Below are 13,354 nucleotides of genomic sequence, written 5' to 3' on the forward strand. Positions count from 1 at the left end.
CAGGTCTAATGCGGCAGAAAGGCGGTACAGGTGAACAGTGCAGATCCGTGCACCCAGTTGAGGTCAGAGCAATCCAGAGAAGCCATTCCCCACCCCGCTAAAGCGGGGCGTCCCCTGGCTAGGTTCTGATGGCGTCCACGATGAATCGGGGCTGCCGACAGCCGGCTCGCCAGGCCCCCCGTCGCACCACTCGCGACAGCAGCCCGGGCGCCACTGCCACGTGGGACACCCGGGCTGCCGTATGCGCGCAGGAGCGAGCCGGCACGGGGGGAACCAGCCGCTCCTGCCGCTGGCGCCCGCGTACCTCCCCATGAGTCGGGGCGCCTCGACCCTCATGATCGGGTCACTCTTCCCAGCGCACCGTGTGCCAAGAGTGTCACGGGAAGTGGGAGATGCTCACGAGTCCAGCGTGCTTGTGAAGGGCGAAACTTCAGGCCATCACGACTCGCCCGCGAACCAGGCACAACTGCCGGCCACCAGTGGGGCCTCCTCATCCAGTGGGGCCTCCTCATAACAGCCGAGCGCGGCCTCCGGGTCCACACGCCCCGGAAGGCCGCCGTTGCAGGGCCGGTACGCTGGGGCCGCTGCGGCACCCCCCACCTTTGATCCGCGCCCTCGCGGTGAGCCATGGCCTGCGGCGACCGAGACGTTTTTGGGCATGAGGATGAGACACAGGTGCTGATAGCGGGCCGGTACCGTCTGCGGGACGCCATCGGGCGGGGCGCGATGGGGGAGGTGTGGCGGGGCTTCGACGAGACACTCGGCCGACCGGTGGCCGTGAAGCTTCTGCTCCCTCAGGGCTCCGACCCCACCGCCACCTCCCGCTTCCGGCTGGAGGCGCAGACCGCCGGCCGGCTCAGCGACCCGCATGTGGTCGGCGTGCTCGACTTCGGCGAGTCCGAGGGCCGCCTGTTCCTGGTGATGGAACTGGTCGACGGCGACAGCCTCGCCCGGGTGCTCGCCGCCTCCGGTCCGCTGCCCGCCGAGCGGGTGGCCCGTATCGCCGCCGAGGCCGCCGCGGGGCTCGCCGCCGCGCATCGGCAGGGCATCGTGCACCGGGACATCAAGCCCGCCAACCTGCTGCTGGACGCCGACGGCACCCTGAAGATCGGCGACTTCGGAATCGCCCGCTTCCTCGACGACCCCAGCGCCGCGCTGACCGCGACCGGGCAGATCGTCGGCACCAGCCTGTACCTCGCGCCCGAGCGCGCTCTGGGCCGCACCGCCGGCCCGCCCTCCGACGTGTACTCCCTGGGCTGCGTGCTCTACCAACTCCTCACCGGCCGTCCGCCGTTCCAGGCCGACGCCGCGCTCGCGGTGCTTCACCAGCACCTCGACGCCGCCCTGGTCCCGCCCCGGCAGCTCGGCGCCGATCTCCCGCCCGCCTTCGAGAGCTATCTGCTCGGCCTGCTGGCCAAGGAGCCCGGGGACCGGCCCACGGCCCAGGAGGTGGCCGACTGGTTCGGGCGCGGAGCCTGGCGCGGGACGCCGGAACCCCTGCCCAGCGAACACCACGAGCACAGCCGCCCGGGCGTACCGCCCGTCACGGGTTCAAAGGCCCATGCCCCGGCAATGTCTTCGGGCAGTGCCTCCGCTGGGGGCGCCTTCGGTTCGGTGGCGGACAACGAGTGGAAGACGAGCGTGCACCGTACAGTGCCCCGCCGCTCGCGCCTGCCGTTCCCTGGCAGTACCCGGCTGATGGCCGTGCTGGGCGGCGCCGCCCTGTTCACCGTGGCGCTGCTCGTCGGCATGGCGTGGTTCTCGTCCGGCACCGGCTCGGCGCAGGGACCGCAGACCGGGCCGTCGACGAGCGCGGTCCCCACCACGTCCCCGTCCTCCGCGACCACCACGTCACCCACCTCGAAGGCGGACGGCACCGCTTCCTCGCCGTCGCCCACGTCGTCACTCTCCTCATCCCCGGCGCAGCCCGACGTGCAGGAGACGGTCAAGGCGCCCGACGCCCAGAGCCCCAAGAAGCCCGGCAAACGCGATGGCAAGGGCAAGCACTGACGGGAGCCCGGGGCTCGAACTCCTAGCACGGTCTGCCGCGCCTCGCTGACCCGGGCCTTACCCGGGAGTGCGACCCTTGGGCGTCGCCGACCACGTAGCGCCGACCGGTCTGTCCGGCCGGCCGGCGCTGGAGGACATCCGCTGAGTACCACCGTCATGCGCCGCCACAGCAGGGTGGCCAGCGATTGCACACCGTCTCAAGGTGCATGGTGGTGCCATGGAGAGCGTCCTCCCGTGGTGGTGCTGCCACCCGCGTCGGACGGCGAACGGCGGGTGACGATCAACGGCGAGCGCATGGGCACCGCGTACAACCTGTTCGACGTGCTCGACTTCCTGCACCAGGCGGGCCTGCCGGCCGAGGACACCGCCGTCGACGACCCCGAGCTGATCGAGTGGCGCGGCGGCGGTCCGTACGACTGGAACAGCACGGCCTGACGACGGCCTCAGCCGAGGCGTGCAGCGGGCCCTGATCCGGCGAGGCTGCCGCAAGCCTGAAGAGCGGCCCCTGCCACCCCGCCCACCGAGAAGGCCCTGGGTACCGCTGCGCGGTCGGGCACCCAGGGCCGGCCTTCCTCCTCGAGCAGGGGCAGACCCGTCACGGGGGTAACCGAGCCTGCCCCTGCACGTCGGAGCCCGCTGCCTCCTCCACAGAGGGCGGACCCCTCGACCCTCGTGATCGGGTCGCCTCCTACAGCGCACCACTGATCTGATCTGTCACACCTGACCGTGCACGCGGGCCATACAGCCGCGTCGAGGCGGTTACGACTTCTCGGGCTTGGCCGTTTTGGCGGGCTTGCTCGGCTTGACCGTCTCCTCAGTCGTCTCTGTCTCCTGGGCCTTCTTGGTCTTCTCAGACTTGCCCTGCTTGTCTCCTGCCGAGGGCCGCGCCAACTGCTCGGCGCAGTGCACGGCGACGTTCTTCTCACCGCCGGCGGCGTCGACGAGCCGCTGCCAGGCCGTCGCGTCCAGTGCCTTGCCGTGGCCCTTGACCTTCTCGTACGCCCTGCAGTGGGCCTCGGTGACCTGGGCGTTGGCCGGGTGGCCAGGCGTGGCGGAGGCACCGGGCGTGCGGGACTCGGCGGGAGACGCGCCCGCGCCGGCCCGGCTGGAAGCAGTGGCCGCCGGTTGCGGCGGCCGCCGGTCCCCGTGGCCGTCGTCCGACGAGCGGACGACGCCGATCGCCGCCACCGCGACGCCGCTCAGGGTGAGGCCGGCCACGGACAGCGCCACAGCGGCCCGCACCGAGTGCCAGACCCGCCGCCGCTCGCGCGGACGCCAGTCGTCCCGGCGCCGGGTGCGCGCCCGGTGTGCCCCGGCGTCCCGGGCGGCCCGGAAGGCCGCCACGGCTCGCTGTTCGTCCTCGGTGTGGGCAGCGGCCTGGGGCAGGGCGGCGAGCAGTGCCTCCAGTGCGGCGCCCTCCGGGCCGGTCACGGCATCGCCTGGGTGCACGCGCCGACGGCCGGGAGTACTGCCGTCGTTGTGCGGCTCACGCATGCCCGCTTTCATCCCGTTTCCGCATCCGTCCCTGTCCGCCGGTCGGCCGTCGGTGCCGTTCATATCGACTCCCCCAGCGTCCGGGGAACCTCGTGCGTCACATCTGCGACGCCGAGCCGACGGGCAAGGCGTTTCAGCCCACGGCACCCAGCGGTGCGCACCGCACGGGGACGCTTGCCCATGACACGGGCGGCGGCGGGCTCGTCCAAGCCGACAACGACACGCAGCAGCACGGCCTCGGCCTGGTCCCGCGGCAGCCCGTGGACCAGCCGAAGGGCGTACTCGGTGGATATGGACTCCAGCACCTCGTCGTGCGTGCTGTGCTGGCGGGGCAGGTTCTGTGCGTCCTGTTCGCACGCCGTCGATCGGGGTCGCCCCTTCTGGCGGCGCAGATGATCCATCGCCCGGCGCCGGGCGATGGCCGCGGTCCAGCCGCGGAAGCCCGCCCCGTCACCCGAAAACCGGCCCAGGTCCCGGGCGATCTCCAGCCACGCATCGGACGCCACGTCCTCCGCGTCGTCTCCGACCAGCCCCCGCAGATAGCCGACCAGTCCGGGCTGCACCATCCGGTACGCGACCGCGAACGCGGACTCGTCGCCTTCCTGGGCTCGCGCGACAGCCACCGCCAACTCCCCGTCGCACGCCTGCACGCTGCGGGGTTCATCATGTATGCCCAACACTGTCCCCGTTCGTACCGAGTGCGCAGCGAGCGTTGACGAACCCGCACCGGGGACACCAAAGGGCTTGTCCCCCACTCATCAGCGCCAGGCCGCACAGAAGTGTCACAACCCTCAGACACCCCTGCGCTCACAGAGCGCTACGGCCCGTCGGGCGCCTCATCGGCCCCGTACCCTCTCACCCCAGCCCACCCTGGAAGCGCGGACTGGACAGCGAAGCAAGCACGCCCAGCTCCTGGCAGACACGGGTGATCTCAGTCAAGAACCCATCGCTGCCAGGAGCCTTGTCTAGCGTGCAGCATGCCTGAATCCGCCGACGGCCCAACGCCCCTCAGTCTGGAGGGGGCTCACCGACTGATTCGGGCCGTCGATCAGAGGGACGCGCTGACGCTGGCGTGGTTGTACTGGCCAGCGGCGCCCAGGACCTCGTTCTTGACGCCGTCGACCTGGGCGAGGACATCCGCGCTGCTGACCGCCGTCGGGCCGGCGACGAGGCTGGCGTGCGGGTTCAGGCCGCCCGAGACGTTGTCGAGCTCGGCGTCGGAGATCTCAACGATCTCAACCTGGTGAGCGGAGTTCATGATGAAACTTCCCTTCATATGGATGATCCACAAGGGGGGCGGCCCCGCTGGGGACAGCTCGCGGGTCTCGGCCGCAGAAGGGCACGCGATCCCCGCTTCCGGAGACCTTCGCGCGGCCCTGCGGCGCTGAGGATCAAAGCACGGAGCACGCCGCGCGACCAATCAACCGGAGCGCGCATCCGGGAAGTTGAACGAACAGGCTGCGCATTCATGGAGTCACGCACACAAGTTGGAGGCAGCTTCTCTACATGTCACGCGGCAGCGGGATCCCAGCCGGTGTTGCGACCACGTTCCCGAACGGGACACTCCGCGCGAACAGCGCGCTATACGGCAGGGACGTAGTCCGGATCACGCGCACACCGCGCCGAGGTTGCGCAGCCGATGTGCAGATTTACCGAAACCGGAATAGCACCCCTCCCGGACACTGATCGTCGCCACTCGGCGACGTAGCGTATGCCCAGCTAAGGGCGGCGCACGACAAGCGGCAAGACGTGGCCTGTGTCGGTGGCCAGTTCAGAGTTCCGGCTCGCGGCCAGTTAGCGGCAGGCTGGCGGCTCGGAGCGATGCTCTGGCGAAGGCCCGTTGCCTCTACCCGGGGCATGGCACGTTGGCGCGGGAGCAACGATGTGGCCGTGGCTTTGTCGACGGAGTTCACGGACACGATCGCGTACCGCACGCCATCCTCATAGTGCCGAATGGTGCGCAGCGACAGCGCGGTCCGTGCGGCGACCTCCCTGATCTGCATGCGCGGACCCGACATCCTAGGCGGGCGCAAACTTGCTCAAGCCAACGCGACCTGAGTCATCGGCGGAACCCCAGGACCGCCCCGCCCTGGGAGAAGTCTGGGACAAGATCTTCCCCCAGAGCCCCTGCGAAGCCGCCCGAGACCAACCACGACCCGCGCTCTGACCAGCACAATGCCAGCCGAAGCAAGTAGGCGACATGATCGGACCGCATTCGGGACGAAGAGGTCGAGAGTCCAGAACTCGCAGCATCGATGCAGCCGGGCTCGAGGGGCCGCACGCCGGACCGTCACGCACCCAGTGGTAGTCGGGCCCGGCGGGATCCTTCCCTTTCATCCCGCTGGTCAGCGGAGGGGCTGATTAGTACACCGGCTGTGCGGCGCGGGCAGCCACGGACCCGAACGCGCCTGAGGAGAGCGCTCCCCCGACGTGTGCGGCACCGCCGGTCAGGCGTCCGGGCCGGCGAGCTCCCCGCGCAACCGGCGCGTGCGCAGCACCAGTTCGAGCTCGAAGCGGCGATCGGGGTCGGCCAGGTCATCGCCCCACAGTTCCCGGATCTGCCGGAGCCGGTTGCGCACCGTCTGGGGATGGACGCCGAGCCGGGCTGCCACCTCGGGCGCGCCGCCCTGGGTCTCCAGCCAGGCGAGTAGCGTCTCGGCGAGACGGCGGGCCTGTTCCGGCCCCGTCTCGGTCAGCCGGGCCAGCCGACGGCGCGCGAGATCGTCGATCAGTTTCTCGGCCGGGAGCAGCACGAGCGCCTCGGCGTGTTCGCTGCAGCGCAGGAGGTGGCCCTGCGGGAGCAGGCCCTCCTGGATCATGCGGGCGCCCGTCGTCGCCCAGTGCAGTGATGTTGCGGCCCGCGTCACGGGAACGCTGGGCCCGATGGCTCCGGACCAGCCGCCCATGGCGCGGTACAGCCGCTCGACGCGGCCGGGTGCGTCGGGGTCCGCGAGCACCAGTCGGGGCGGTTCGCCGTCCATGTCCAGCAGGACCTCGTCGCCCAGGGCGGGCGTGACGGACTGCTGGGCGGGGCGAAGCAGGACGGCCACGGCGACCTCCTCGGGCAGCGGCCAGTCGACGGCGGCGGCGCGTTCGGCGAGGGCGGCGGTCGGGTCGGTGCGGTGCTCGGTGAGGAGGAGGTCGACCAGCAGGCGCCGGCGACGGATCCGTTCCCCCGCCTGGCCGGCGGCGACCTCTGCGTAGCCGTGCAGGGAGTGGGACACGAGCTCGTCGAGGTACTCGAACGCGGACTCGGCGAGTTCGTACATCGCGGGCGGCGGGATCTCGACCTGCTGCCCGATCTCGGCGAGGCTGCGCCAGGCCAGCCGTACGTTGAGCCGGTAGATCGCCTGCAGGGAGTCCAGGCGACGGCCCGCGAGGGCCTGGTTGCGGCCGAACTCCCTGAAGACCTCGGGGAGTTCGCGGGGTCGCTCGATGTCCGTGGTCAGCTGCGCGACGAAGCTCTCGAGCGCGAGCCTGGTCGCCACGAGCGCCTTCGGCTCGCCCCTCTCGTCGGTCGTCAGCTCGAGGTTGGGGAACTCCCGGCGCATGGCCCGCAGGATGTCCTGCGCGATGTCGGGCACCTGCTCCATGGCCAGCTCGGCGAACCGCCGCACCTGGTCCGGCGGCACCTTGTGCCAGGCGGAGGACGCGGGCACGGGCAGCATCTCCTAGCGGTCGGCGGTCTGCGCGGAGGGCGCGGGGGCGGGCCGGGCGCCGGCCGGGTCGGCGAAGGTGACGAGCGGGACGTTCGGCTGCTCGGGGGTGGCGGTCAGGGCGGTGACGAGGCCGAAAGCGGCGCCCGTGGCCAGGGTGGCGGAGAGTGCGCAGGTCAGGAGGGCGGCGAGGTTTCTTGGCATGGGGACGAGGAGCCTCTCGTTCGACGAGGTGGTCACCCAGCGTTCCGGCCCGGTCCGGCCCGATCAGTATCGAGTCACTGTTGACATGGGGTCAATAGCGGCCTGATTTCGCCGGTCACAACTACTTACTCCCCGGTAGGCCATCTTCGCGCCGGGTGAGCCGCTTGCACCGCGAAGGTACTCGAGCACGAGGGTCACCGCTTCACCGGTGCCGTGGCGCCCAGGTGGTGGTGGAGCGGCGCACGGGCCGGATCATGAACGCCGGCATCGGGCCGAGGATCCACCGAAGCGACCCGGCGCCCCCAGGTGACGCAGACACTGCGCGACAGTCGCCGGCTGGAGGTCCTGGGCGAGACCGCGCCCACGCTCGCCACCTTCGCGGGCGGTGTGCCCACCGCCGCCGGACTGACGTTCCTGGTCCGTGAGCGGCGGCGACGAGCCGTACCGGCGGACTCACAGCGAGCCGACGGGACTCACACAGGTGACTGGCCCGGGTGCGAGAGCGGGGAGAAATTGTCACCCGCGTGCGTAGCCATATCGAACGGTCCATCCGAAAACTGACGTTACCTACCAGTACCTGCGCGTTCCCCCGGAACCCGCCAAAACCGTCACACAACATCGCAGCCCAGCGTGTCTCCCCGGACGCCCGGCCCCCAGCCCCCGCATTCGACGAGTTGGAGCAACGATGCCCCAGCACACTTCCTCCCCGGTCTTCGGCCAGGAGGGGATCACCGCCGCTCATGCCGCCCCTACCGCTCATCGCGGTGCCGCTGGTCCGCATGCCGGCCGTCGTCGTACGCCCGGCCCCGACGGCACTGCCTCCGGCCCGTCCCCGTTCCCGCGCCGGATCGTCTTCCTCGCCCGCCGCGACCTGGACAACCCCGCCGCCGGCGGCTCCGAACTCCTCGTCGACCGCCTCGCCGACGGACTCAACGCCGAGGGCCACCAGGTCACGCTGCTGTGCGGTGGCCCGGCCTCCCCCACGCTCGAATCCGCTCGCGCGGGAGGTGCCCCCATCCGCGGCTACCGCGTGGTGTCGGCGGGCGGCGACGCAGGTCATTTCCTGCGCGCGAAGCGGGCGTTCGCCCGTCGGGTCGGCGACTGCGACCTCCTGGTGGAGGTGTGCGGCGGCATGCCGTACCTGGCGCCGCTGTGGCACAAGGGGCCGACGCTGTGCCTGGTGAACCAGGTGCACACCGACCTGTGGGACATGCGCTACCCGGGTCCCGTGGCCCGGCTCGGCCGCAGGCTGGAGCACTGGGCGCTGACCGGGCCGCACCGCGGCAGCCTGACGGTGGCCGTGTCCGACTCCACCGCCGCGGCACTGCGCGCCATCGGCGTCGGGCCGGACCGGATCAGGGTGGTCCACAACGGCGTCGACGCACCCGGGCCGCTGCTGCCCAAGGCCGCCGAGCCGTTGTTCGTCGCGGTCGGGCGGCTGGTCGAGTACAAGCGGATCGATCTGCTGCTACGGCTCTGGGAGCGGGTGCGTCCGGTCACCGGCGGGCGGCTCGTCATCGTCGGCGACGGCCCCGAGCGGGAGCGGCTCCAGGCCATGGCCGGGCCCGGTGTGATGTTCACCGGCCGGGTCCCGGAGGCGGAGAAGCACCGGTTGCTGTGCCGGGCGTGGCTACTGCTGCATCCGTCCCTGGTGGAGGGCTGGGGTCTGGTGGTGACCGAGGCGGCCGCGCGCGGCACTCCGACGGTCGGCTTCGCCGTACCCGGTCTGCGGGACTCCGTCGTCAACGGGGTGACGGGTGTGCTGGCCGGGGGTGAGAGCTCGTTCGCCGCGGCCTGGTGCGCGCTCGCGCTCAGCCCGGAGCGCCGTAGGATCATGGGGCGTGCCGCCGAGGCGCGTGCCGACAACTTCCGCTGGAGCAGCACGGTGCGGCAGTTCCGGGAGGTGGCCGCGGAGGCCTGCCGCGCGACGGCACGGTCCACGCCGGGTGGCGGGACCGTGGCGCCCGGAACGCACCAGCCGGCTGTCGCTCCGGGACCTCGCCCGCCCTGTGCCGAGCCCCGCCCCGTCGTCCCGCCGCCGACCGCCGACCCACCGGCGCCCGAGGTGACCGCACATGACTGAGGCCGTCGAACGTCCCCTCAGGGACCCCTCGCTGCGCAGATCGCTCACCCTGTTCAGGGCCCTCCTGCGGGAGCAGGCCGACCCCGAGCGCTGCTACTCGCTGCTCGCGCGCGACGCGGTCGCCCAGGTGGCGCGCCACACGGACCTGCGGGGCCGGATCGTCCTCGACGTCGGCGGCGGCCCGGGCCACTTCACCGAGGAGTTCCGCCGCCGGGGTGCTCACGCCTACCTCTTCGAGCCCGACTCGCGGGAGTTGGGAGCGCGGGGCCGCCCGCCGGAGGGTGCGGTCGTCGCCGACGGCTATCTGCTGCCGGTGCCCGACGGCGTCGCGGACGTGTGCTTCTCCTCCAACGTGCTGGAGCACGTGGCGGATCCGCGGACCTTCCTCAGCGAACTGGTCCGGGTGACCCGGCCCGGCGGGCTGATCTACGTCTCCTTCACCAACTGGCTCTCCCCGTGGGGCGGCCACGAGACCGCGCCCTGGCACTACCTGGGGGCGGGCCGGGCACGCGAGCGCCACCGGCGACGGACCGGCCGCGATGCCAAGCACACCGTCGGCGAGAACCTGTTCCCCGTCCACATCGGCCCCACCCTGCGGCATGTGCGCGCCCGCGACGACGTGCGCATCGTCTCGGCCCGTTCCCGCTACTGGCCCGTCCTCCCGGCAGCCGTCACCCGGATCCCCGGGCTGAGGGAGTTCGCCACCTGGAATCTCCTGCTGATCCTGCGCCGCACCGGCTAGCCCGCGACGCCGGTCGGCCACGAGGCACGTCCCGGCGAGGCACGTTCATGAGCCCCACCGTCCAGGCTCCCGCACACGCCGCCCCCGCCCCGCGGCGTCACCACGCCAACCGTCCCGCATCGAAAGGAACCGCTCATGAGGCCCGACGACCCGCTGCTGAAGATCCTGGTCTGCCCGCTCGACAAAGGCCCGCTGATCCTGGACGAACCGGGCTCCGCGCTCTACAACCCCCGGCTGCGGCGCCGCTACCCCGTGATCGACGGCATCCCGCAGCTCCTTCCCAGCTCCGGCGTGCCGATCTCCGACCAGGAGCTGGCAGCACTCAGTACCCTGCCAAGGCAGCACTGAGTGCCATCTGCCCCGCTCCGGTGCTACGTTCCCCTCCATGAGCTCCAGCAACGCGACACCCGGCGGCGACGAGAAGACGGAGGCCGGGACGGCGAAGCCCCCGATGCGCGAGGCGCTGATCGCGGCGGCTTTCCAGTTGTTCCTGGAGCGGGGTTACGAGCAGACCACCGTCGACGACATCGTGGCGCTGGCGGGTGTCGGCCGGCGGTCGTTCTTCCGCTACTTCCCGTCCAAGGAGGACGTGGTCTTCCCCGACCACGAGCGGTGCCTCACCGACATGACGGCCTTCCTCGCCGCGAGCGACGACGAGCACGAGCCGGTGCGGCGGGTGTGCGACGCGGCCCGGCTGGTGCTGCGCATGTACGCGGAGAACCCGGCGTTCTCCGTGCAGCGCTACCAGCTCACCAAGAAGGTGCCGGGGCTGCGCGCGTACGAACTGTCCGTGGTGTGGCGCTATGAGCGCGCCCTCGCCGAGTATCTGCGCGAGCGCTTCGCCGGCCGGCGCGACGGAACCCTGCAGGCCGACGTGATCGCCGCAGCCGTGGTCGCGGCGCACAACAACGCGCTGCGCTCGTGGCTGCGGTCGGACGGCCAGGGCGACTCGGACGCCGCGGTGGACCACGCGCTGGCCTATGTGCAGTCGGCGTTCGGCGTCGCCCCCACCCCGGGCCCCGCCGTCGACGAGCAGCCCGACGACGTCGTGGTCGTCGTGTCCCGGCGCGGCGCCCCGCTGTGGCGGGTCGTCCAGGAGATCGAGACCACGCTCGGGCGCGACTGATCCGGGCCCCCGCCAGATTAAGGGTACGGAGTGCCTTTACGTCTGGCACTGAGTGCCATACGCTGCCGATGTGCGCGGTGGCACGGTGAGCCGCGCACAAGCGTGCCCGGACGCCCCGAGCACGTGGGATTCCGGCCGAGCGCAGGGAGTTGACCAGCGTGTACCACCACTCAGGCAGCGTTGTTCGTCAGACCACCGGCTTCGCCGCCGGCCTCCTCGACCCCACGGCCCCGGACCCGGAGGCCATGCTCTTCCAGCGCTGCACCTGGTGCGGCACCGCCATGTACCACCGGCTGCTGTGCCCGGTCTGTCAGGGCAGCGAGCTGCGCACGGAGCGCAGCGAGGGCGTGGGCACGGTCCGCCACTCCACCGTGGTGCACCGCAACACCCCCGCCGCGCGCAATGTGTCGCTCGTCGAGATGGCCGAGGGGTTCGTGGTGCGCGGCCGGGTCATGGGCCCGCCCATCGGCATCCACAGCGGGGACCGGGTCCGGCTGTCCACGGCGAAGGACCCGGTCCGGGGCGAGCCGGTGTTCCAGCTGGTCGACGAGCCCTACCGGGCCTGGACCTGAGCCGCCTGCTCCCGACCGCCTGACGCCTCCCGGAGGCCGGGGACCAAGTCCCGTACGGCGACGGGCCGTCCCGTCTCGAAGCACTGGTTCGCGGCGAGTCCGACGGCCAGGGCCAGCGCGCCGTCGCGTTCGGTGGCCGTGGGGTGCGCGGCCGTGCCCGTGTCGACCGCGTGCGCGGGATCGACGGGGCCGAAGAGGGCGTCGAGCATCCGTGGGTCTCCCCCGCCGTGCTCCTCGTGGGCGGTCACGAGGGGAACGTTCACCGGAGGCCGCCACAGCGGACGCAGCGTGAGCCGCGCGCCGCCCGGGTGCTCGGCGGCGGCCGTGTCCCCGTGCAGCGCTCCGCCGCGGGAGCTGATCCGGGTCCGGGGCGGCTGCCAGCGGCTCTCCTCGACCTCGAGTTCCAGCCGTCCGGCGCTGCCGTTGAACATCACCCGATAGCCCTCCCACGGGGAGTACGCGGTGAGGTGGTACGTCATCGTCGCGCCCTTGGCGTACCGCACGAGGACGGCCATGTCGTCCTCGATGGTGACGGGCCCGTCGAAGACGTTGCGGTCGCGGACGTACCCGTCGTCCCGCTCGGCGTCGAGGTAGAGGGCGCGCAGGGTGTCGTTGGCCGCCAGATCCAGGGCGAAGGGGTCGTCGGCGGCCCGGTCGGCGCCGTGGGCGCGGTCGTAGGCCCGGCGCAGCCCGTGGCGTTCGCCCGCGGCGCGGCCGTAGAAGCCGAGCCGCCCGTAGCCGAAGACGTCCCTCGGCTCGTCGGCGAGCCACCAGTTGACCAGGTCGAAGTGGTGGCCCGACTTGTGCACCATCAGGCCGCCGCTGAGGTCCTTCTCCCGGTGCCAGCGGCGGAAGTAGTCGGCGCCGTGGTGTACGTCGAGCAGCCACTCGAAGTGGACGGAGAGGATCTCACCGACGGCGCCTTCGGCGAGCAGGGCGTGGACCTTCTCGTGCACGGGGTTGAAGCGGTAGTTGAAGGCGACGGTCAGGGAGTTGCCGGTCTCCCGGACCGTGTCAAGGATGCGGGCGCAGCGGTCCGCGTCGACGGTCATCGGCTTCTCGGTGACCACGCGGCAGCCGGCCCTGAGGGCCGGGACGATGTACCGGTCGTGTTCGGCGTCGACCGTCGTGACGACGACCTCGTCGATCTCCTCCTTGGCCAGCATGTCGGCGAAGCGGTCCAGCTCCCACTGGGTGGCGGTGGGCGCGCCGGCCTCGGCCAGCAGCCGGTTGTGGAAGGCCATGCGGGTGGGGCTCGGGTCGCAGAGGGCGGCGACCAGGTGGTCGGGGCGTTCGGCGAGGGCCCGGGTGAAGGTCTGGGCTCGGTGACCGGTGCCGACAACGGCGGCGCGGTGACGAGGAGTTCGGCTCAGAGGGCGTTTCGTTCCGTTGTTTAGTCCCTGGATGCCCTAATTCGTTGAGGTTCTAGGTGCCGCGCCAGCTCGGGGTGGATTCGGCTGTGAGGCG

General features: G+C 71.6%; 13 protein-coding genes and 1 pseudogene. 7 read left to right on the forward strand and 7 right to left on the reverse strand.

Going from position 1 to position 13,354, the window contains the following annotated elements:
• Nucleotides 1-675: 675 nt before the first annotated feature.
• Both IF78_RS0142065 and IF78_RS0142070 read left to right on the forward strand, forming a co-directional pair.
• On the forward strand, nt 676-2,010 hold the full coding sequence (locus IF78_RS0142065) for a serine/threonine-protein kinase (protein ID WP_031487989.1): 1,335 nt from the start codon (nt 676-678) through the stop codon (nt 2,008-2,010).
• A gap of 234 nt (nt 2,011-2,244) precedes the next feature.
• Complete coding sequence (locus IF78_RS0142070; RefSeq protein ID WP_031487990.1) at nt 2,245-2,445, forward strand: hypothetical protein; 201 nt, start codon at nt 2,245-2,247, stop codon at nt 2,443-2,445.
• Between the two features lie 324 nt (nt 2,446-2,769).
• Here IF78_RS0142070 and IF78_RS0142075 read toward each other — a convergent pair whose 3' ends face one another.
• The 6 genes and pseudogenes from IF78_RS0142075 to IF78_RS0142095 all read right to left on the reverse strand — a co-directional run bounded on the left by IF78_RS0142075 (nt 2,770) and on the right by IF78_RS0142095 (nt 7,364).
• Complete coding sequence (locus IF78_RS0142075) at nt 2,770-3,504, reverse strand: hypothetical protein (protein WP_051828668.1); 735 nt, start codon at nt 3,502-3,504, stop codon at nt 2,770-2,772.
• 59 nt (nt 3,505-3,563) lie between these two features.
• Nucleotides 3,564-4,181 (reverse strand): RNA polymerase sigma factor, encoded by a 618-nt coding sequence (locus IF78_RS0142080; RefSeq protein ID WP_031487992.1) that lies wholly within the window; start codon nt 4,179-4,181, stop codon nt 3,564-3,566.
• Between the two features lie 371 nt (nt 4,182-4,552).
• Nucleotides 4,553-4,762, reverse strand: coding sequence for a hypothetical protein (locus IF78_RS0142085; RefSeq protein WP_051828672.1), 210 nt, complete (start codon nt 4,760-4,762; stop codon nt 4,553-4,555).
• Nucleotides 4,763-5,441: 679 nt separating this feature from the next.
• Nucleotides 5,442-5,522 (reverse strand): annotated as a pseudogene (locus IF78_RS50235) (MerR family transcriptional regulator); the annotation flags it as partial.
• Nucleotides 5,523-5,951: 429 nt separating this feature from the next.
• Nucleotides 5,952-7,172 (reverse strand): PucR-like N-terminal domain-containing protein, encoded by a 1,221-nt coding sequence (locus IF78_RS0142090; RefSeq protein ID WP_031487994.1) that lies wholly within the window; start codon nt 7,170-7,172, stop codon nt 5,952-5,954.
• A 3-nt stretch (nt 7,173-7,175) separates the two neighbouring features.
• A complete protein-coding gene (locus IF78_RS0142095; RefSeq protein WP_031487995.1) occupies nt 7,176-7,364 on the reverse strand; it encodes a hypothetical protein in 189 nt (62 codons plus the stop codon).
• A 685-nt stretch (nt 7,365-8,049) separates the two neighbouring features.
• Here IF78_RS0142095 and IF78_RS0142100 point away from each other — a divergent pair.
• From IF78_RS0142100 to IF78_RS0142120, 5 genes are all read left to right on the forward strand, one after another.
• A complete protein-coding gene (locus tag IF78_RS0142100; RefSeq protein ID WP_078662811.1) occupies nt 8,050-9,447 on the forward strand; it encodes a glycosyltransferase family 4 protein in 1,398 nt (465 codons plus the stop codon).
• Complete coding sequence (locus IF78_RS0142105; protein ID WP_031487997.1) at nt 9,440-10,189, forward strand: class I SAM-dependent methyltransferase; 750 nt, start codon at nt 9,440-9,442, stop codon at nt 10,187-10,189. Before IF78_RS0142100 ends, IF78_RS0142105 begins: the two co-directional genes overlap by 8 nt.
• Nucleotides 10,190-10,324: 135 nt before the next feature.
• Complete coding sequence (locus IF78_RS0142110; RefSeq protein ID WP_031487998.1) at nt 10,325-10,537, forward strand: Trm112 family protein; 213 nt, start codon at nt 10,325-10,327, stop codon at nt 10,535-10,537.
• Nucleotides 10,538-10,574: 37 nt separating this feature from the next.
• On the forward strand, nt 10,575-11,315 hold the full coding sequence (locus IF78_RS0142115; protein WP_031487999.1) for a TetR family transcriptional regulator: 741 nt from the start codon (nt 10,575-10,577) through the stop codon (nt 11,313-11,315).
• A gap of 158 nt (nt 11,316-11,473) precedes the next feature.
• Entirely contained in the window at nt 11,474-11,887 is a 414-nt protein-coding gene (locus tag IF78_RS0142120) for a Zn-ribbon domain-containing OB-fold protein (protein WP_031488000.1), read from the forward strand.
• Here the strand turns inward: IF78_RS0142120 and IF78_RS0142125 are convergent.
• Nucleotides 11,869-13,260 (reverse strand): Gfo/Idh/MocA family protein, encoded by a 1,392-nt coding sequence (locus tag IF78_RS0142125; protein WP_051828670.1) that lies wholly within the window; start codon nt 13,258-13,260, stop codon nt 11,869-11,871. The genes IF78_RS0142120 and IF78_RS0142125 overlap by 19 nt on opposite strands.
• Between the last annotated feature and the right edge of the window lie 94 nt (nt 13,261-13,354).

Origin of the sequence: Streptomyces bicolor (assembly GCF_000719285.1) — a bacterium.
Taxonomy (GTDB): Bacteria; Actinomycetota; Actinomycetes; order Streptomycetales; family Streptomycetaceae; genus Streptomyces; species Streptomyces bicolor.

Coding starts and splice junctions, on each gene's coding strand:
- IF78_RS0142100 (WP_078662811.1), top strand. CDS start 8,050: ATGCCCCAGCACACTTCCTCCCCGGTCTTCGGCCAGGAGGGGATCACC.
- IF78_RS0142095 (WP_031487995.1), bottom strand. CDS start 7,364: ATGCCAAGAAACCTCGCCGCCCTCCTGACCTGCGCACTCTCCGCCACC.
- IF78_RS0142075 (WP_051828668.1), bottom strand. CDS start 3,504: ATGCGTGAGCCGCACAACGACGGCAGTACTCCCGGCCGTCGGCGCGTG.
- IF78_RS0142085 (WP_051828672.1), bottom strand. CDS start 4,762: ATGAACTCCGCTCACCAGGTTGAGATCGTTGAGATCTCCGACGCCGAG.
- IF78_RS0142110 (WP_031487998.1), top strand. CDS start 10,325: ATGAGGCCCGACGACCCGCTGCTGAAGATCCTGGTCTGCCCGCTCGAC.
- IF78_RS0142090 (WP_031487994.1), bottom strand. CDS start 7,172: ATGCTGCCCGTGCCCGCGTCCTCCGCCTGGCACAAGGTGCCGCCGGAC.
- IF78_RS0142105 (WP_031487997.1), top strand. CDS start 9,440: ATGACTGAGGCCGTCGAACGTCCCCTCAGGGACCCCTCGCTGCGCAGA.
- IF78_RS0142115 (WP_031487999.1), top strand. CDS start 10,575: ATGAGCTCCAGCAACGCGACACCCGGCGGCGACGAGAAGACGGAGGCC.